Origin of the sequence: Methylobacterium sp. 391_Methyba4 (assembly GCF_029691625.1) — a bacterium.
Classification (GTDB): domain Bacteria; phylum Pseudomonadota; class Alphaproteobacteria; order Rhizobiales; family Beijerinckiaceae; genus Methylobacterium; species Methylobacterium fujisawaense.
In genome coordinates this window covers 895881-913424 of sequence record NZ_CP121475.1, presented here as the reverse complement: position 1 = coordinate 913424, position 17544 = coordinate 895881, and the positions used below count along the sequence as shown (strand labels likewise).

The window sequence follows — 17544 nt, the reverse complement described above, 5'->3', positions numbered from 1 at the left end:
GCGGCGCGGCGTCGAGCGCAACCGGCTTGGCCGGTCCGTGACGCCGCGCGGGTTTCGACACGGTCTTCGCCGTGCGGACCCTGGCATATGGACGGCGCTGCCGCGATCGTGCGGCCTGACGGCACAACACCCAGAATGAGAGAACCGATGAACCCCTTCCGCCGCGCGCTGACGCTCGCTGCCCTCTCCCTGGCCCTGCCGCTGGCGACGGCCGCCGCGCAGGCGCAGGACCGGCTGCCGACCATCCCGCCGAAGGACTACAGCCCCGAGCAGAAGCAGGCGGCCGAGGCCTTCGCGCAGGCCCGGGGCAAGCCGCCCTTCGGGCCGTTCGAACCGCTCATGTATTCCCCGGAGGTGATGACGCTGGCCCGGTCGATGGGCGACTACCTGCGCTTCAAGCCGAAGATCGGCACCACGCTCTCGGAACTGGTGATCCTGATGACCGCCCGCCGCTGGACGCAGGATTACGAATGGTACGTCCACGCGCCGATCGCCGAGAAGGCCGGTATCGCCCCCGAGATCATCGCGGCGATCCGCGACGGCCGCCGGCCTGCGAAGATGAGCGACGACGAGACCATCGTCTACGACTTCACCGCGGAACTGCAGGACACCAAGCGCGTCTCCGACGCCACCTTCGCGCGGGCCGAGGCCCGGTTCGGCAAGCCCGGTGTCGTCGATCTGGCGGCGATCTCGGGCTACTACACGTTCCTGGCCATGGAGCTGAACGCGGCGCGCTATGCGATTCCCGCGGACGGCAAGCCCCTGCCGCGCCTGCCCGAGTGATCCGGCTTATCCACAGCCCGTCAGCTGGAAAATCGGTGTTTTCCACAGGGTTCGGAGGGCGTTGCGCGAACGGCCGGGGCGACGTTGACGGAACGTTAACCCTTATGGCTTGTTCTCTTTTCGTTCCCGGACGCAACGAAGGAGAACCCGATGCTGACCCAGGTCCTGGCCCAGCGCGATGATCACGTGTGCCCCGTCGAGGTGATCAGCACCGCGTATCTCGGCTTTGCCGGCGGCGATGCCGGCATCGCCCTGCGTTGCGCGATCGCCGACGCTCTGTCCGACCTGATGGAGGCCGAGCGGCGCACCCGCGAGCGCAGCCGCCTGATCTCCCGCGGGTACATCCGGACCGCCCCGGATCCGGAGGGCGCGCCGACAAGCTGAACAGTTGCTGCAGGGCGGCTTCAGCTTCGGTGCAGCGCGGGTCTGGCACTGTCTCTCTCGTGATCCGGGACGCCGCAGGCGGTCCCCGGTTTTCTGGAGACAGGTCATGACACGCATCGCTCTGCTCTCGGCCGCCGCGCTGATCGGCGCGGGCTCCCTGGCCTCCACGACCGCCGAAGCCCGCGGCGGCGGTGCCATCGCGGCGGGCATCATCGGCGGCCTCGCGGCCGGCGCGCTGATCGGCGCCGCAACTCAGGCCCATGCGGCGCCCGGTTACGGCTATGGCTATGCCGATTACGGCTACGCCCCCGCCCCGGTGGCGGTACGGCCGGCCCCGGTCTACCGCGTCTACGAGGAGGATGCGCCGGTCTACGCCACACGCCGGACCGTGACGTACGAGCGGGTTCCTGTCGGCTACGGCCCCGCCCGCCACTGGCACGGTGACTGGGATGGCGGCTACGGTTATCGCGGCTGGTGAGTTTTAGTGAGCCCAGGGGCGCTCCGGGTGCCGTGACGGCGCCCGGGCGCGTGGCTTAAGACGGCGGCGGCATCGGGCCGATTCGGCCTGCGACACTCAACCGACGCTTCCATGCTGGTCCACGAAGGCGAGACGCGCAGCCCGGCGGCCGACAGGGCGCTCGCCCTGTCGCTCGCGGGTGTGGCCGGCGCGCTGAACACCGCCGGGTTCGACGCGGTCGGCCTCTACGCCTCGAACATGACCGGGAACGTCTCGGCGATCTCCGACCGCACAGGCACGGGCGATCTCGTCCTCGCCGCGCAGGCCTGCCTGCTCGTGGTCCTGTTCGTGCTCGGGGCAACGACCTCGACGTTGATGATCCGGTGCCGCCGCCGGAAGGCCGGTCCCGGCGCATATGCCTACAGCGTCTGCGCGGAGGCGTTCCTCCTCGTCGCCGTGGGCCTGCTCGTCCTGCCGCTTGCCGAGCCGGTCCGGAGCCACACCCTGGTCCTCGGCCTGAGCTTCATCCTGGGTCTCCAGAATGCGGCGGTGACCAAGATCTCCGAGGCGCGGGTACGGACCACGCACGTGACCGGCATGATCACCGATATCGGGATCGAGCTCGCGCGTTGGCTGGACCGCGACGCATCCGCGTCCGATCGGCTGAAGCCGCATGATCCGGTGCGGCTACGGCTGTATCTGCTGACCGTCGGCGCCTTCCTGGGCGGCGGCTTGGTGGGTGTGGTCGCCTATCGGCTCGTCGGCGTGGCGCTGCTGTTCGCGGCGGCCGCGATCCTGGCCTGCCTCGCCCTGCCCGCCCTCAGGCGCTGATATCGAGAAGCTGGCCCATCATGCGGTCGGCGGTGCGCGCCACCGCGGCATTGAGCGCGAAGGCCGATTTGGACCCGACCAGATCCGCGGCGGCACTCGTGAGATCCACCTGGGCGGCGGGCGGCAGAGCCGTGTCGCCGACCGGGGCACCGCTCGCCGCGATGGTCTCGGCCGCCTTCCCGAGCCGGTCGGTGGCCCGGGTCATGCCGGTCGTGGCGGTCTGAAGGGCGTCGATCATGCCGGAATCTCCCCGCGGGCGATCCTGGCAGGGAGACGACAAGAGCCGGTTTCGGTGATCGCTCAAATGCGAACGATCCCGGCCGACCCGCGCCGCAGGCGTCTCAACCCCGCGGCGCACACACGGTGACCGGGGAGGCCCCGCCATAGGGCCGCTCCGCTTCGGCGATCTGCTTCGCGGCGGCCTCGCAGGCCTGCTTGCTGTTGAACTCGACCGATCCGATCGCGGAGCCCGAGCCGGCGAGCATGATGATGAGCACGTAGACCACGCCATTCTCCTCCGGCGCGCCGGTCCGACGGGCGGTGCGCGGGCTGGGTTTCACGGGGCTGCGAACCGGTTGCGACCGCACGGACGGGCGCGTCGCGATGGCGGGGTGGTGCGGACGGCGGGACTCGAACCCGCACGGCCTTGCGGCCGCAAGATTTTAAGTCTCGTGCGTCTACCGGTTCCGCCACGTCCGCATGCGCCCTCGGTAGCGGGGGCGGCGGGCCCGATCAAGCGGGGGGCGTCCAGCCGTAGAGCCAGGCGTAGCGGTCGCGCATGCCGTCCGGGCCGAGCCGGGCGATCACGGCGTTGCGCACGAGCGCCACCACGCCGCCGGCATGATAGGTGCGGCCGTTGCTCCGTGCCGCCTTCTGGACGCGTCGCACCCGGCCGGTCCGCGCGCCCGAGAATGCGGCGAGCGCCGCCGGCACATCCGCATGGTCCGCGAGGGCACGCGTCAGGACTGCGGAATCCTCGATCGCCAGGGCCGCCCCCTGCGCGAGGTAGGGCAGGACCGGATGGGCGGCGTCGCCGATCAGCGCGACCCGGTCGCGAGCGAGCGGACGCGCCACGGCCCGGTCGGCGAGCGACCAGACCAGCCAGGAATCCGGAAGGCTCAGAAGGTCGCGCAGCGGCCCGGCACAGCCGCGCAGATGCCCGCGCAGGACGGCCGGCTCCCCGAGGCGGCCCCAGCCCTCGTCGCTCACCGCCTCGGGAACGACCGCCACGACATTGAGGAACTGGCCGTCCCGCACCGGGTAATGCACCACGTGCCGGCCGCGGCCGAGCCAGAGCCCGGTCGCGGCGCCGCGCAACTCCTCCGGTACCGCCTCCGTGGGGATCAGTGCCCGCCACGCTGCGGCCTGGCTCGGGCGAAGCGGCGCCGAATCGAGATGGGCGCGCAGGCGCGACCGAATCCCGTCCGCACCGATCGCGAGGTCGAAGGCGACATCCTGGGCACCGCTCGCGCCCTCGACGGTGAGGGCGGCCTCGGACGGTGTCTGGGCGACGGCCGTCACGGTGCGGCCCATCATCAGTCGGATCGCCGAACGACTGCGCAGCGCGTCGAGGAGCAGGGTCTGCAGGTCTGCGCGGTGGATGACGTAGTAGGGCGCGCCGAAGCGCGCCTGCGCCTGCGCGCCGAGCGCCACGCTGCCGATGCGGCGGCCGCTGTCGAGGGCCCGGATCTCCACCGACGGCGGCTCGCTCGCCGCCCGGCGCAGGGCGGCCGAGAGACCGAGGCCGGCCAGAACCCGGCTCGCATTGGGCGAGATCTGAATCCCGGCCCCGACCTCGCTGAAGCCGGTCCGGCGCTCGATTACCGTCACGGCATGGCCGGCATCCGACAGCGCCAAAGCCGCCGTCAGCCCGCCGATCCCGGCACCGACGATCCCGATCCGCAGAGATGGCCTGTCAGAGGGCACGGGGGGCGGCGCCTACTCCGCCGCGAGCTTGGCGTCGTCCCGCCACACGCAGGCCTGCGGCTCCGCCTCGTCGGCCTTCAGGCCGGCCCGGTAGCGATAGAGCGTCGAGCAGTACTGGCAGATGATCTCGTTGTCGGCGCCCATGTCGAGGAACACGTGCGGGTGGTCGAACGGCGGCAGCGCGCCGATGCACATGAACTCCTTCACGCCCACGGTGATCACCGGCACGCCCGGCTCGTTGTGGAAGTGCGGTACCGCCTTGCCTGCCATCCGGCCCTCGCCTGCCCCGTGACCGATCGCGCGGCGAATCTGCCCGCGCGCGCCCGGGCGCCTCGCGGCCGCTTATGCCGCCAGCCCCGCAGCCGGCGCAAGCCTCGCTCCTCCTGCATCGGACGCGGCTTGGCCTCCAGCGCGCCGCACCGTACATAGAGCGACGCCCGATTGACGACGCCGCGAAAAAGTCCCGACCATGCAGCAGGAACAGGCCAGTGCGCAGGGTGCGCGCCGCGCCCCGGAACCGCCGATTCACGGTCCCGAGGGCTTCGAGGGCATGCGCCGGGCCGGGCGCCTTACCGCCGAGGCCCTCGACCTGCTCATGGAGGCGACGCAGCCCGGCGTCACCACCGAGGAACTCGACAAGCTCGCCTACACCTTCGCCATGGATCACGGCGCCTATCCGGCCTCGCTGCTCTATCGCGGCTATCCGAAGTCGATCTGCACCTCGATCAACCACGTGGTCTGCCACGGCATCCCCAACGACAAGCCCCTGCGCGAGGGCGATATCGTCAATCTCGACATCTGCCTGATCCTCGACGGCTGGCACGGTGATTCGAGCCGAATGGCCTATGTCGGCGAGGTGCCGCGCAAGGCCCAGCGCTTGTGCGAGATCACCTACGAGGCGCTGATGCGCGGCGTCGCGGCGGTGAAGCCCGGCGGCTCGACCAACGACATCGGCCGGGCGATCCAATCTTTTGCCGAGAGCGAGCGGTGCTCGGTGGTGCGCGACTTCTGCGGACACGGGCTCGGACGCACCTATCACGACGCGCCCACGATCCTGCACTACGTCGAGGCGAGCTACGACGTGCCGTTCAAGCCCGGCCAGTTCTTCACGATCGAGCCGATGATCAATCTCGGGCGCCCCGCCGTGAAGGTGCTGGGCGACGGCTGGACCGCCGTGACCCGCGACCGTTCGCTCTCCGCCCAGTTCGAGCACACCGTCGGCGTCACCGAGACCGGCGTCGAGATCTTCACGGTCTCGCCGAAGGGGCTGCACCAGCCCGTCAACCCGGCGGCCTGACCGGCCGTGGCGCCGGGGCCGGACGAGGGTGAGGCGGGGCTGTTCGCTGACAGTGCCGTCCCGTCGTCCGTGGAGAAGGAGCCGCCGCACTACCACGGCCACCGGGACCGCCTGCGGGAGAAGTTCGCGACGGTCGGCGGCGACGCGCTCCCCGATTACGAATTGCTGGAACTCGTCCTGTTCCGGGCGATCCCGCGGCGCGACGTGAAGCCGCTCGCCAAGGCGCTGGTCGCCCGGTTCGGCAGCTTCGCCGAGGTGGTCAGCGCCGAGCCGGCGCGGCTCCTGGAGGTGGAAGGGGTGAGCGCCGGGGTCGCCTCGGACCTCAAGGTGATCGAGGCCGCGGGCCGGCGGCTTGCCCGCGGTGCGATCCGCGAGCGCGCGCTTCTGGCATCGTGGAGCGCGCTGCATGAGTACCTGCGCGCCACCATGGCGTTCGCGCCGCGCGAGGAATTCCGCATCCTGTTCCTCGACAAGCGCAACCACCTCATCGCGGACGAGGTGCAGGGGCGCGGCACCGTCGACCACACGCCGGTCTATCCCCGCGAGGTCGCCCGCCGGGCGCTGGAACTGTCGGCGACTGCGATCATCCTGGCCCACAATCATCCGTCCGGCGATCCGGCCCCGTCCGCCGCCGACGTGGCGATGACCCGCGAGATCGTGACCGTCCTGGCGCCGCTGAAGATCGTGGTGCACGATCACGTGATCCTCGGCCGCAACGGTCACGCTAGCCTGAAAGGCCTGAAGCTCATCTGATCCTCCGGCCGCCTTGAGCGTTATCGCCTGCGGATATAGCCATGAATGAATGGCGCGCCTCTTGCCTCAGAAGCGGGAGCGTACGGGAGGAGTGAGATGGCGGTGACGGCCTTCGACGAGATGAACGGGATCGGCGCGTCCGATCCGGCTGCCGTCCGTGACGCCTATGGCCAGCTCAAGGCCTGGCTGGAATCCACGCCGCCCGAGCATTTCAACACCCGTCGCAGCCAGGCCGAGCTTCTGTTCCGCCGGATCGGCATCACCTTCGCGGTCTACGGCGACAACGAATCGACCGAGCGCCTGATCCCGTTCGATATCATTCCCCGAGTGATCACCAAGCCGGAATGGGCCTTCCTGGAGCGTGGGCTGAAGCAGCGGGTCACCGCCATCAACCTGTTCCTGAAGGATATCTACGGCGCCCAGGAGTGCATCAAGGCCGGCATCATCCCGGCCGATCTCGTCTACCGGAACGCCCATTACCGCATGGAGATGCGGTCCTTCCGGGTCCCCCACGACCTCTACGTCCACATCGCCGGCATCGACATCGTGCGGACCGGCGAGAACGACTTCTTCGTCCTGGAGGACAATGCCCGGATCCCGTCGGGCGTCTCCTACATGCTGGAGAACCGGGAGGTGATGCTGCGCCTGTTCCCGGACCTGTTCTCCAAGCACCGGGTCGCGCCGGTGGAGAACTACCCGGACTCCCTGCTCGCAACCCTGCGCAGCCTCGCGCCGGGCTCGACGACCCGAGACCCCACGGTCGTGCTGCTGACGCCAGGCCGCTACAATTCTGCGTTCTACGAACACTCGTTCCTGGCCGATAAGCTCGGCGTCGAGCTGGTGGAGGCATCCGACCTCTTCACCAAGGACGACGTGGTCTACATGCGCACCACCGAGGGGCCGCGAAAGGTCGATGTGATCTACCGCCGCCTAGACGACGATTTCCTCGACCCGCTGGTCTTCCGGCCCGATTCGGTGCTCGGCGTGCCCGGCCTGATGAACGCCTACGAGCGCGGCTCCGTCACCTTGGCGAACGCGGTCGGCACCGGCATCTCGGACGACAAGGCCGTCTACAGCTACATGCCGGAGATCGTGAAATTCTTCACCGGCGAGGAGCCGATCCTGCACAACGTGCCGACCTATCGCTGCCGCGAGAAGGACGCTTTCGCGTACGTGATGGACAACCTCTCCGAGTTGGTGGTCAAGGAAGTCAACGGTTCGGGCGGCTACGGCATGCTGGTCGGCCCGCACGCCAGCAAGCGCGAGCTGGACGACTTCGCCCGAAAGCTCAAGCACGCGCCCGACGGGTTCATCGCCCAGCCGACTCTCTCGCTCTCCACCTGCCCGACCTTCGTGGCCTCCGGCGTTGCGCCCCGTCACGTCGACCTGAGGCCCTTCGTGCTGTGCGGGGCGGACAAGATCCGGATCGTGCCGGGCGGTCTGACCCGGGTGGCGCTGAAGGAAGGGTCCCTGGTGGTCAATTCCAGCCAGGGCGGTGGCACGAAGGACACCTGGGTGCTCGACGCCTAAGGTCCGCGACGTCCGGACGTTCCGAGGCGCGGACACCGTGGTCCGCACGACTTGGCTGAAGACCGATGCTTTCCAGGACTGCCGACAATCTCTTCTGGCTCTCGCGCTACGTGGAGCGGGCCGACTTCGTCGCCCGTATCCTCGATGCGGCCCACCGTTTCGCCTCGCTGCCGACGAGCTACGGCGGCGGCGGGAGCAACGAGTGGGAATCCGCCCTCGCCTCTGCCGGCGACCCGGACGCGTTCAAGACGCACTACAGTGCGGTGAACGCCGACACGGTCTGCGATTTTCTGGCCTTCAGCCCGCACAACCCGTCCTCGATCCGCTCTTGCATCGAGGCGGCCCGCGAGAATGCCCGCTCGGTGCGCACGGCGCTCACCACCGAGATGTGGGACGCGATCAACGGCGCGTGGCTGGAGCTGCGCAACTACGCCGGCAAGGACCTCAACCGCGACGAGTTCGGCCGCTTCCTCGACTGGGTGAAGACCGTCTCGCTGACCTTCGACGGCTCGGCCTTCCGGACGATGCTGCGCAACGACGCCTTCTGGTTCACACGGCTCGGCACGGCGATCGAGCGGGCCGACAACACCGCCCGCATCCTCGACGTGAAGTACCAGATCCTGCTGCCGCACGACGAGACGGTGGGCGGCAGCCTCGACTACTTCCAGTGGACCACGATCCTGCGCGAAGTCTCGGCGTTCAATGCCTATCACTGGGTGTATCGCGAGAGCGTCAAGCCGCTGCTGGTGGCCGACCTGCTGATGCTCAACAAGCAGATGCCGCGCTCCTTCGCCAATTGTTACGGCGTGATCGTCGAGTACCTGGATCTCATCGCCGACGCCTACGGGCGCCGGGGCCCGAGCCAGCGGCTCGCCGGCAACATGCTGGCGAAACTGGAAGGCGAGGATATCAACCGAGTCTTCGCCTCAGGGCTGCACGAATTCGTCGAAGCGTTCATTGCCGAGAACAACAGGGTGGGCGAGGCGATCGCCAAGCAGTATCTGGTCGGCTGAACGAGACGGACAGGACAGCGCATGCGCATCCGCGTGGTTCACGAGACCATCTACACCTACGAGCAGCCGGCCCGCGGGCTCGTGCAGGTCCTGAGGCTGACGCCCCGGGATCATGACGGCCAATACGTCCGCACGTGGCGGATCGACACCACCATCGACGGGCGGCTCACCGCCCGCGAGGACGGGTTCGGCAATGTCGTCCATTGGTTCACCCCGGACGAGCCGGCCGACGCCCTCACCATCCGCGTGACCGGCGAGGTCGATACCGATGACACGAACGGTGTCGTGCGCGGCACTGTGGAGCGCCTGCCGGATCAGTTCTTCCTGCGCGACACGGACCTGTGCGCGGCGAGCCCCGAGCTGCACGCCTTCGCGGAACGCGTCGCCGCGGAGGGCGACGGTGCGGTTCTGGCTCTCCTTCACAGGCTGATGGGCGCCGTCCGCGGCGCGGTGACCTGCGAGCCCGGCCCCGCCTCCAGTGCGGTTCCAGCCGCCAAGGCCTTCGCGGCCGGGAGCGGCGTCTGCCAGGATCTCGCCCACGTCTTCCTCGCCGCCGCCCGCCACATCGGCATCCCGGCCCGCTACGTGGCCGGTTACCGGGCCCGGGACGACGGGCAGGCGGATGTCGAGGCGCCCCATGGCTGGGTCGAGGCCCTGGTGCCGGATCTCGGCTGGGTGGCGTTCGATCCGTGCTACGACGTCAGCCCCTCGGACAATTACATCCGCGTCGCAACGGGCCTGGACTATCTCGGCGCAGCCCCGATCCGCGGCAGCCGCACGGGGGGTGGCACCGAAACACTGGACGTGAAGCTCCGGGTCGAGCAAGGCAGGACCGCCGCCCAATCCTGATCGTTCAGACACCGGTCCGCCGGCCGTAGGAGAATCCGAAGACAATGACCTACTGCGTCGGTGTCCTGGTCGAGGAAGGGCTGGTGATGGTCGCCGACACCCGTACCAATGCGGGGCTCGACGATATCTCGACCTACCGAAAGCTGCACCATTTCAACGTGCCGGGCGAGCGGGTGATGATGCTCGCCTCGGCCGGTAACCTCTCGATCACCCAGTCTGTCCTCAGCATGCTCCAGGAGGGCGTGCCCGGCGAGGAGGACGACGAGCCGCCGCAGAAGCTCGTCGAAGCGCCGACCATGTTCCAGGCCGCGCAGCTGATCGGCCGGGCCATCCGACGGGTGCGGGCGATCGAGAAGGACGGGTTCGAGGCGGCCAACATCCGGTTCTCGATCTCGCTGCTGTTCGGCGGCCAGATCGGGAATGGCGAGATGCGCCTGTACCTGATCTATTCGGCCGGCAATTTCATCGAGTGCAGCACCGATGCGCCCTTCCTTCAGATCGGCGAGCACAAGTACGGCAAGCCGATCCTCGACCGGGCGGTGAGATACACGACCGAGCTGTACGACGCCCTCAAGGTCAGCCTCGTCTCGATGGATTCGACCATGCGGTCGAATCTCGGCGTGGGGCTGCCGATCGACATCGCCCTGGTTCGCCGGAACGCGCTGACGCTGGAAGTGAATCACCGGATCGAGGCTGGTGAGGGCTACTTCCACGACCTGCGCGAGCGCTGGTCGGCGGCGCTCCGGGCCGCGCATCGGGCCATCCCGCGGCCGCCTTACGGGCCGGCGGACAAATAGGGCTTGCGCGTAGGGCTTGCGCGAGGATCCAATCCGGCGCCGTGTCCGCGCGGACTCGCGGCTGATATCGCCCCGCCCGTCGTTCCGAGCGGAGCAAAGGGCCCCGGGTCCGTGCCGGTCGCGAGGCCCGTGCGCCGACCAGGTTGCGCCCCTCACGCGGGGGCGCGATGGGCCAAGCTCCAGGCCTTCAGGACGGCCTGCGCGGCCTCGGCCGGCTCGCGCGCTCGCATCAGCCCACCCATGATGGCGACCGCCGCCGCCCCGGCGGCCCGGCATCCGCCGATTCGGTCCGCGTCGAGACCGCCGAGCGCCACGATCGGAAGCTCGCGATTGCAGGCCGCCGCGAGCCCCGCGAGGCCGAGCGCCGGGCCGTAGCCCGGCTTGCTGGCGGTCGCATAGATCGGGCTGAGGGTGGCGTAATCGGCACCGGCCGACGCCGCCTGGGCAACCTCGTGCGCCGCATGGGCCGACACGCCGATCAGCGCCCGCTCTCCCAGCGCCGCCCGCGCCGCCGCGATGGCCTCCGGTCCCGAGCCGCCGCCGAGATGGACGCCGTCGGCCCCGAGGGCGCGCGCCAACGCGACGTCACCGCCGACCGTCAGGACGCCCTTCGCGGCGCGCACGCGCTCTGCCACGGCCTCGCCGAGGTGCCGACGGGCGTCCGTTTCAAGATCGCGATCCCGGAACCAGATCCAGCGCCCGCCGCCATCGAGGATCGCCTGCACCGTCTCGGCGAGCGGCCGTGGATGTCCGTGCCGGTCCGTCACCGCGAGCAGCGGCGACGGCAGCGCCCTCACGAGCCGACGAGGCCGAGCTGCGGGCTCGATGGCTCGGCCCGGCCGCGGCGGGGAATGCGCCCGGCGCAATACGCGTCGCGTCCGGCCTCCACCGCCCGGCCCATGGCGCGGGCCATGCGCACGGGATCGTCGGCCTTGGCCACCGCGGTGTTGATCAGGCAGGCGGCGGCGCCGAGTTCCATGGCGATCACCGCATCCGAGGCGGTGCCGATCCCGGCATCGACCACGACCGGCACCTTCGCCCTGCGGCAGATCAGTTCGAGATTGGCCGGGTTGGCGATGCCCATCCCGGACCCGATCAGCGAGCCCATGGGCATCACGGCGGCGCAGCCGATATCCTCCAGGCGCTGGCATACGATCGGGTCGTCGTTGCAGTAGGGCAGCACCACGAAGCCGTCATCGACGAGATGGCGGCAGGCCTCGATCAGCTCCATCACGTCCGGGTAGAGCGTCTCCCGGTCACCGATCACCTCGACCTTGATCCAGTTGGTGTCGAGCGCCTCACGGGCGAGTTCGGCGGTCATGATCGCGTCGCGGGCCGTCTCGCAGCCGGCGGTATTCGGCAGGAAGCGCTTGCCCTTCAAGATCTTGACCGTGTCCGAGCCGTGGCCCTGCAGCGAGACCCTGCGGATCGAGGCGGTGACCACCTCGGCGCCGCTCGCCTGGACGGCGTCGCGCATGATCGCCTGCGTCGGATAGCCGGCGGTGCCGATGAACAGTCGCGACGACAGGCTCACGCCGGCGATGGTCAGGCTGTCATCCCCACCTTCGGGACGCAGCGGCGTATGGGTCTGATCCATGCTCAACCTCCCTGCATGGCGCGAACGATCTCGACGCGGTCGCCCTCCGCGATCCGGGTTTCCTCCCAGTCGCGGCGGCGCAGCACCCGGCCGTTCAGCGCGATGGCGACGCCCTGCGGGCTCTCGATGCCGCTCTCCGCGGCCTCGAGGCGGAACAGCGCGTCCACCGTCTCGGCCGCGCAGTCGCGCGGCTCACCGTTGACGACGAGCTTCATGCCGAGGCCCTCAGCGCGTCCGGCTGGCCGAAGCGCAGGCGGGTGAAGGTACGGGCGACCTCGGGCAGCGCGCCGTGCAACACCAGCGCGGCGATCGCCTCGGCGGTGACCGGGGCGAGCAGGTAGCCGTTGCGGTGATGCCCCGTGGCGGCGACGAGGCCCGGTGCGATGGTGTCGAGGATCGGCGCGTCGTCGTCCGAGGTCGGGCGGTAGCCGCTCCAGACGGCCTCGATTTCCATCTCCTCGATACCGGGCAGCACCCGGCGGGCGCCCTCCAGCAGCGCGTAGAGCCCGCCCGCGGTGACGCCGGGCCGGAAGCCGCAATCCTCCACGGTCGCGCCGACGATGAGCTGGCCGTCGCTTTTCGGCGCCATGTGGACCTGCTCGGTCCAGACCATCCGCGCGAGGGTGCCGGTGCGGGCGGTGGTGCGCAGCGCCAGGGACTGGCCCTTCAGCGGGCGGACCGGAAGGGCGAGCGCGTCGGGGAGCAGACCGCCCTCCCCGCTCCATGCGCCGGAGGCCAGGATGACGGTCTCCGCGGCGACGACGCGGTCGGCGGCGCGGATCCCGGTCACGCGGCCGCCCGACCAGTCGAGGGTGGTGACGGCGGTCCGCTCCACCAGGATCACGCCGGCCCGGCGACAAGCCTCGTTGAGGGCCTCCATGACCAGACGGGGATCGACCTGATGGTCCAGCGGGCAGTGGATCCCGGCGGTGACGGAGGGGCGCAGGCCGGGCTCCAGGCGCCGCACCTCGCTGCCCGGCAGCCAGGTGGCGTCGAGTCCCGAGCGGCGCTGCAGGTCGTAGCGGAAGCGCAGGCGTTCGACCTCGTCGCGGCCGACCGCCAGCACCAGGGTGCCGTCGGCCCGATAGTCGATGGTTCGGCCGGACTCGGCCTCAAGGGCGTCGCGGAAGCCGGGCCAGAGCCGGAGCGAGTCCAGGGCGAGCGGCAGAAGCGGGTCCGAGCCGGGCTCGTGCTCGGCGGCCGGAGCCAGCATGCCGGTGGCCGCGAGGCTCGCGCCCGCGCCGATCGTCTCCCGCTCCAGCACGGTCACCGTACGGCCGGCCCGCGCGAGCCGCCACGCGATCGACAGACCGATCAGCCCGCCGCCGATGACGGCGACGTCGGTCCGCGCCGGCAGGACGGCGGGCGCGACGACGCCCTCGGGATTGCGGCGGCGGCCGATCGGTGAGGCAGGTCGGTCGAAGGGCACAGGCATCTCCGCGGATTGCCGTCGCGGGGAGCGGGCCGTGCGCTTCTGCCAGAAGCTGTGGCCTGCCTTTCGGGCGGCCGCGGTCCAATCCCTACGCCGGTATGAGCCGGATCAGGTTCGAAGGATTTCCGCGCCGCAGGTCCTGAGGGACGTGCCAGCGGTTTCTCAGCCCCTTGCCGGGGATCTCCCTGGAACAGACGCAGATGTGGCGTCACGGCTTGTGTCGGTCAACCCCGCGCCGCCGCCCCTGCATCATTCCCGTGACAATCCGCGGGTCGCGGTGACAGTCCAGACACCAAGCGGACCGGAATCGGCGCGCGGACAGCGGTCGCGATAGGCGGCGCGCACCATCCCTTCACGCGTCTGGGATCTGATCGCCGGGATCCCGGACCTCCTCCGGGCGCCGGCACTCCACGTCACGGGCGAATTTGCGTGCGCACAATCCTGTTGATCTGCATGCTCGGCTTTCTCGGTGTCACGGCCGTCCTGAAGGTGCGCGACGGCATGCGGGCGGCGCCGGTCGCGCTCGCCGTCGCACCGCCGCCGGAGCCGGATCTCGCAGGCCGTGCCGCCGCCGGTGTGGCCCTCCAGGCTGGCCGCAACGGCCACTTCTTCGTCAACGCTCTGCTGGACGGCCGTTCACTGCCGATGATGGTGGATACCGGGGCGAGCGCCTGCGCGTTCTCCGAGGAGGATGCCGCGCGGATCGGGATCCAGGTCGCTGCGTCCGACTTCACGCGCGTCTGGAACACCGCGAACGGGACGGTTCGCGTGGCGCCGATCCGGATCGCGATCGTGCAGATCGGATCGATCACGGTGCGAGACGTCGATGCGGTCGTGATCCCGCGCGGGCTCCTGTCCACCAGCCTGCTGGGCATGTCATTCCTCAGACGCCTGCGCGATTTCGGCGTGTCCGGCAGCACGATGACTCTGAGGGGCTGAAACGCCCGAACGCCCATGCCGATCTCTAGGGTCGCGGTGCGCCAACGGCGGCTGGCGCGGCCCGTCTCCCCGGGATCGGCTGCGGGACCAGGTCGATCACGCGGCCGATCCTGCGCGGAAAATATTCGGTGCGCAGGCCACGGACGGCCCGATGATGGATGGTCCCCGACCGGTTGAATAATTCAATCTTTCCCGGTTAATTTATAGATATTAGGTTATTGTGTTTGAATATTTCTGAGTTTGACCCCGATAAAGCTGCAAATACGCCGATCAATCAGAATTGTCATGGAGCAATCGGTCGTTTTGTGAATGCGCTGATGTGGTGCTAGTAGCCGTGATGACTGCGCGTTCGAGGCGTGAGTGCATGACGGGGCGGCTTCAGGATGAAGAATCGCGAATCCACGATCTGCTTATCGATGATTGTGAAAAACGAAGCCCACGTGATCCGTCGGTGCATCGACTCTGTTCGTCCGATTATCGATCATTGGATCATCGTTGACACTGGATCGACGGATGGAACACAGGATATTGTCCGTGCCGCGCTCGCGGACATACCGGGGGCCCTGGTCGAGCGCCCCTGGGTCGATTTTGCCTTCAATCGGAACGAGGCCCTGAAACTCGCGCGGCGTCACGCGCAGTACGCTCTGATCATCGATGCGGATGATGAGCTGGTCATCCCGGCCGACTTCACGATGCCGAAGTTGCATGCGCCCGGCTATCGGTTCGAGATCATCGACGAGCAGACGCGATACTGGCGCACCCATTTGGTCAGATGCCGGGAAAACTGGCGCTACCGGGGCGTCCTGCACGAATTTCTCAGCTGCCCCGGCGTCTCCGAGACACCGGTCCTTCCCCTCGCGATGCGCCGGGGTGATGACGGCGCCCGTCACCGCGACACCACGGCGGACGCGCGGGATATCGCCGTTCTCAAGAAGGCGTTGGCGGTCGAGACCGATCCCCACATGATCGCCCGATACACGATGTACCTCGGGACAACGTATAATGCTGCTGGAGAATACAGGAAAGCTCTCGAATGCTTTCTGAAACGAGCAGAGCTGGGCGGATGGGACGAGGAGATCTATTACAATCTGCTGATGGCCGCTGTGAACGCGGAGCGCCTCGATGAGCCGGAGGACAGGGTGTTGCAGCTCTACGAGCGCGCGACCTCCGTCCGCCCCGCGCGGGCGGAAGCGCGCCACGGGGCCAGTCGGTTCTGCCGGTTGAGGAAGCGGTTCGCGGACGGATATCGATACGCGGAGGCGGGCCTGGCACTCGAACTTCCGAGCGAGGGGATTTCCCTGAATCCGTGGGTCTACGAATACGGCATACTCGAAGAGTTCGCCATCAACGCGTACCATATCGGCCAGTACAGCGCGTGCGGACATGCCTGCCTGAAGATCCTCGAACGGAGGCATGTCCCGAAGGAGGTGGCCATACATGCCGGCGCCTTGGCCCGGGAGGTGATGGCGAGGATGATCGACCCGGTCTGGGGTTGCCGACACAACCCTTACACTCTGCCGTTCGTGCCGACGTGGTGAGTCCGAGCGGCGCACGGATCGGCTGCGGGGCAGGGTTCACGGCGGACGGGTGGGACGGCTTCCTGACGCCGAGAGCCGATCGAGGACGCGATCGGAGAGGGGCTCAGCTGGATTTGCGCGGGCGCAGGAACTTTGGCCGGAAGACCGCCATGGGCTCGTCGAACCCGTTGAGCCGGTGCTCGCCCAGCGGGATCGGATCCCCCCAGAGGAAGTCCACGAAGGGCTTGGACATCAGCAGCGGCTCGCCGAGGGTGCGATTCAGCTGCGCGATGCGGCTCGCGAGGTTCACGTCGCGGCCGATCACCGTGAAGTCGAGGCGGGAGCCGGACCCGACATTGCCGTAGGCGGCCTCGCCGTGGTGGAGCGCGATGCCCGCGGCCACCGGTACCGGGAACTGGTGCAGGGCGTTCGCTTCGTCGAGGGCCGCCAGGGCGTGCTGGGCCGCCGTGAGCGCACCCTTGGCCGCGCCGCCGAGGTCGTCACCGGACTCCCGGAAGATCGCCAGCAGACCGTCGCCAAGATACTTCAGGACCTCGCCGCCCTCCCGCTCGATCGGCGGCACGAGGCAGTCGAAGAACACGTTGAGCAGGCCGACGGCCTCCTCGGGCGTCATGTCGGCGGAGGTCCGGGTGTAGTCGCGCATATCGGCGAACAGGATCGCCGAGCGGATCCGCGTCACCTGTCCGCGGCGGATGTCGCCGGCCAGGATCGCCCGGTGCGGCTCGTCGCCGACATAGAGCCGCAGGACGTGGTCGAGCTGCTTGTTGAGGACGCGCATCTCCATCACGGCCGCCAGCGCCGGCATGACGAAGCGCAGGATCGCGATGTCGTCGTCCCGGAACCCATCAGGGGCCCGCGTGGCGAAGGTGATGCCGTTCTGGGTGCCGTTCGTGAAGAACAACGGCGCCACCACGTAGTGGGTGTAGCCGCCGGCCTTCAGGTCCGGAACGATCGCGTAGGCGTCGTCCGGCGTCTTGGACAGGTCGAGGATCAGCCAATCGCCGGTGGCGTGGACCGTATGGAACGGGCTGTTGAGATAGGCATCCGTCGAGCGGGCGCCGTGCGGGAACAGCCGCACGGTGGTGCCGCCGTCCCGGGTCCAGATCCGGCCAACGCCGGCATATTCCGAATGCAGGGTGTCGATGGCCGTCGATGCCCGGTCCACCGGTACGCCGACGGCGATCAGACGCTCTGCGAGCCCGGTGAGCATCTCCTCGGCGTTGGGCATCCGCGCCCCCTCGCCGAGCAGCCAGTCGCGGATGCCGACGGAGGGCTGGAGCGCGCCGAAGGGCACGTCGTCGGCCTCCGATCCGTCCGCGAAGGCCGTCGGGGATCCGGGCGGTGGCGGGCGGCGTTCGAGCATGGCGCCAGAGTGGATGCCGCGCAGCGCCGAAGCAACGCGGTCGACGGGAAAGCGC

Annotated in this window: 21 protein-coding genes, 1 tRNA gene and 1 riboswitch; of the genes, 12 read left to right on the top strand and 10 right to left on the bottom strand. The window is 69.1% G+C overall.

What is annotated here, in order from left to right; genetic code table 11:
• Window positions 1-147 precede the first annotated feature (147 nt).
• The 4 genes from P9K36_RS04365 to P9K36_RS04350 all read left to right on the top strand — a co-directional run bounded on the left by P9K36_RS04365 (window position 148) and on the right by P9K36_RS04350 (window position 2455).
• Window positions 148-783 carry a 4-carboxymuconolactone decarboxylase gene (locus P9K36_RS04365; protein WP_051976090.1) on the top strand — a complete coding sequence of 212 codons (636 nt, stop codon included), beginning with the start codon at window positions 148-150 and terminating at the stop codon, window positions 781-783.
• 150 nt (window positions 784-933) lie between these two features.
• Window positions 934-1167, top strand: coding sequence for a hypothetical protein (locus P9K36_RS04360; RefSeq protein WP_043755692.1), 234 nt, complete (start codon window positions 934-936; stop codon window positions 1165-1167).
• 106 nt (window positions 1168-1273) lie between these two features.
• Window positions 1274-1645, top strand: a complete 372-nt coding sequence (locus P9K36_RS04355) for a hypothetical protein (protein WP_043755691.1) — start codon at window positions 1274-1276, stop codon at window positions 1643-1645.
• 111 nt (window positions 1646-1756) lie between these two features.
• A complete protein-coding gene (locus P9K36_RS04350) occupies window positions 1757-2455 on the top strand; it encodes a YoaK family protein (RefSeq protein ID WP_043755689.1) in 699 nt (232 codons plus the stop codon).
• Here the strand turns inward: P9K36_RS04350 and P9K36_RS04345 are convergent.
• From P9K36_RS04345 to P9K36_RS04325, 5 genes are all read right to left on the bottom strand, one after another.
• Entirely contained in the window at window positions 2445-2693 is a 249-nt protein-coding gene (locus tag P9K36_RS04345) for a hypothetical protein (protein ID WP_043755687.1), read from the bottom strand. The genes P9K36_RS04350 and P9K36_RS04345 overlap by 11 nt on opposite strands.
• Window positions 2694-2796: 103 nt before the next feature.
• On the bottom strand, window positions 2797-3015 hold the full coding sequence (locus P9K36_RS04340) for a hypothetical protein (RefSeq protein WP_124263037.1): 219 nt from the start codon (window positions 3013-3015) through the stop codon (window positions 2797-2799).
• Window positions 3016-3067: 52 nt separating this feature from the next.
• Window positions 3068-3154: transfer RNA gene (locus tag P9K36_RS04335), tRNA-Leu, on the bottom strand.
• 33 nt (window positions 3155-3187) lie between these two features.
• Window positions 3188-4381, bottom strand: a complete 1194-nt coding sequence (locus P9K36_RS04330; protein ID WP_043755686.1) for an FAD-dependent monooxygenase — start codon at window positions 4379-4381, stop codon at window positions 3188-3190.
• 12 nt (window positions 4382-4393) lie between these two features.
• Window positions 4394-4651, bottom strand: a complete 258-nt coding sequence (locus tag P9K36_RS04325) for a zinc-finger domain-containing protein (protein WP_043356067.1) — start codon at window positions 4649-4651, stop codon at window positions 4394-4396.
• A gap of 199 nt (window positions 4652-4850) precedes the next feature.
• Here P9K36_RS04325 and map point away from each other — a divergent pair, with 199 nt between their 5' ends.
• From map to P9K36_RS04295, 6 genes are all read left to right on the top strand, one after another.
• Window positions 4851-5678: a type I methionyl aminopeptidase gene (map, locus tag P9K36_RS04320; RefSeq protein ID WP_043356063.1), complete on the top strand. Its 828-nt coding sequence runs from the start codon at window positions 4851-4853 to the stop codon at window positions 5676-5678.
• A gap of 6 nt (window positions 5679-5684) precedes the next feature.
• Complete coding sequence (gene radC, locus P9K36_RS04315; protein WP_043356061.1) at window positions 5685-6431, top strand: DNA repair protein RadC; 747 nt, start codon at window positions 5685-5687, stop codon at window positions 6429-6431.
• Between the two features lie 96 nt (window positions 6432-6527).
• Window positions 6528-7961 (top strand): circularly permuted type 2 ATP-grasp protein, encoded by a 1434-nt coding sequence (locus tag P9K36_RS04310; protein WP_043383289.1) that lies wholly within the window; start codon window positions 6528-6530, stop codon window positions 7959-7961.
• A 65-nt stretch (window positions 7962-8026) separates the two neighbouring features.
• Window positions 8027-8974 (top strand): alpha-E domain-containing protein, encoded by a 948-nt coding sequence (locus P9K36_RS04305; RefSeq protein ID WP_043356057.1) that lies wholly within the window; start codon window positions 8027-8029, stop codon window positions 8972-8974.
• A gap of 21 nt (window positions 8975-8995) precedes the next feature.
• Window positions 8996-9823: a transglutaminase family protein gene (locus tag P9K36_RS04300; protein WP_278306594.1), complete on the top strand. Its 828-nt coding sequence runs from the start codon at window positions 8996-8998 to the stop codon at window positions 9821-9823.
• 44 nt (window positions 9824-9867) lie between these two features.
• Window positions 9868-10620, top strand: coding sequence for a peptidase (locus P9K36_RS04295; protein WP_043356054.1), 753 nt, complete (start codon window positions 9868-9870; stop codon window positions 10618-10620).
• A gap of 152 nt (window positions 10621-10772) precedes the next feature.
• On the opposite strand, the gene P9K36_RS04290 is transcribed toward P9K36_RS04295, so the two are convergent.
• From P9K36_RS04290 to thiO, 4 genes are read right to left on the bottom strand one after another with little or no spacing between them, the layout of a single operon-like run.
• Complete coding sequence (locus P9K36_RS04290) at window positions 10773-11417, bottom strand: thiamine phosphate synthase (protein ID WP_278306593.1); 645 nt, start codon at window positions 11415-11417, stop codon at window positions 10773-10775.
• Complete coding sequence (locus tag P9K36_RS04285; protein WP_043383279.1) at window positions 11414-12217, bottom strand: thiazole synthase; 804 nt, start codon at window positions 12215-12217, stop codon at window positions 11414-11416. The genes P9K36_RS04290 and P9K36_RS04285 overlap by 4 nt, the downstream gene beginning before the upstream one ends.
• 2 nt (window positions 12218-12219) lie before the next feature.
• On the bottom strand, window positions 12220-12432 hold the full coding sequence (thiS, locus tag P9K36_RS04280; protein ID WP_111474225.1) for a sulfur carrier protein ThiS: 213 nt from the start codon (window positions 12430-12432) through the stop codon (window positions 12220-12222).
• The gene (gene thiO, locus P9K36_RS04275; RefSeq protein WP_278306592.1) at window positions 12429-13652 is read right to left on the bottom strand and encodes a glycine oxidase ThiO; all 1224 of its coding nucleotides are present in this window, start codon (window positions 13650-13652) and stop codon (window positions 12429-12431) included. Before thiO ends, thiS begins: the two co-directional genes overlap by 4 nt.
• Window positions 13653-13716: 64 nt before the next feature.
• Window positions 13717-13845: riboswitch (TPP riboswitch) on the bottom strand.
• 233 nt (window positions 13846-14078) lie between these two features.
• Between thiO and P9K36_RS04270 the strand changes: the two genes are divergently transcribed.
• Both P9K36_RS04270 and P9K36_RS04265 read left to right on the top strand, forming a co-directional pair.
• Window positions 14079-14588, top strand: a complete 510-nt coding sequence (locus P9K36_RS04270; protein ID WP_236961578.1) for a TIGR02281 family clan AA aspartic protease — start codon at window positions 14079-14081, stop codon at window positions 14586-14588.
• A gap of 383 nt (window positions 14589-14971) precedes the next feature.
• Window positions 14972-16126 carry a glycosyltransferase gene (locus P9K36_RS04265; RefSeq protein WP_111474226.1) on the top strand — a complete coding sequence of 385 codons (1155 nt, stop codon included), beginning with the start codon at window positions 14972-14974 and terminating at the stop codon, window positions 16124-16126.
• A gap of 103 nt (window positions 16127-16229) precedes the next feature.
• Here the strand turns inward: P9K36_RS04265 and P9K36_RS04260 are convergent, their stop codons facing one another.
• Window positions 16230-17489 (bottom strand): adenylate/guanylate cyclase domain-containing protein, encoded by a 1260-nt coding sequence (locus P9K36_RS04260; protein WP_043383266.1) that lies wholly within the window; start codon window positions 17487-17489, stop codon window positions 16230-16232.
• Window positions 17490-17544 lie beyond the last annotated feature (55 nt).

Coding starts and splice junctions, on each gene's coding strand:
- thiS (WP_111474225.1), bottom strand. CDS start 12,432: ATGAAGCTCGTCGTCAACGGTGAGCCGCGCGACTGCGCGGCCGAGACG.
- P9K36_RS04305 (WP_043356057.1), top strand. CDS start 8,027: ATGCTTTCCAGGACTGCCGACAATCTCTTCTGGCTCTCGCGCTACGTG.
- P9K36_RS04295 (WP_043356054.1), top strand. CDS start 9,868: ATGACCTACTGCGTCGGTGTCCTGGTCGAGGAAGGGCTGGTGATGGTC.
- P9K36_RS04350 (WP_043755689.1), top strand. CDS start 1,757: ATGCTGGTCCACGAAGGCGAGACGCGCAGCCCGGCGGCCGACAGGGCG.
- P9K36_RS04355 (WP_043755691.1), top strand. CDS start 1,274: ATGACACGCATCGCTCTGCTCTCGGCCGCCGCGCTGATCGGCGCGGGC.
- P9K36_RS04360 (WP_043755692.1), top strand. CDS start 934: ATGCTGACCCAGGTCCTGGCCCAGCGCGATGATCACGTGTGCCCCGTC.
- P9K36_RS04260 (WP_043383266.1), bottom strand. CDS start 17,489: ATGCTCGAACGCCGCCCGCCACCGCCCGGATCCCCGACGGCCTTCGCG.
- P9K36_RS04285 (WP_043383279.1), bottom strand. CDS start 12,217: ATGGATCAGACCCATACGCCGCTGCGTCCCGAAGGTGGGGATGACAGC.
- P9K36_RS04345 (WP_043755687.1), bottom strand. CDS start 2,693: ATGATCGACGCCCTTCAGACCGCCACGACCGGCATGACCCGGGCCACC.
- thiO (WP_278306592.1), bottom strand. CDS start 13,652: ATGCCTGTGCCCTTCGACCGACCTGCCTCACCGATCGGCCGCCGCCGC.
- P9K36_RS04300 (WP_278306594.1), top strand. CDS start 8,996: ATGCGCATCCGCGTGGTTCACGAGACCATCTACACCTACGAGCAGCCG.
- P9K36_RS04325 (WP_043356067.1), bottom strand. CDS start 4,651: ATGGCAGGCAAGGCGGTACCGCACTTCCACAACGAGCCGGGCGTGCCG.
- P9K36_RS04265 (WP_111474226.1), top strand. CDS start 14,972: ATGAAGAATCGCGAATCCACGATCTGCTTATCGATGATTGTGAAAAAC.
- map (WP_043356063.1), top strand. CDS start 4,851: ATGCAGCAGGAACAGGCCAGTGCGCAGGGTGCGCGCCGCGCCCCGGAA.
- P9K36_RS04310 (WP_043383289.1), top strand. CDS start 6,528: ATGGCGGTGACGGCCTTCGACGAGATGAACGGGATCGGCGCGTCCGAT.
- P9K36_RS04365 (WP_051976090.1), top strand. CDS start 148: ATGAACCCCTTCCGCCGCGCGCTGACGCTCGCTGCCCTCTCCCTGGCC.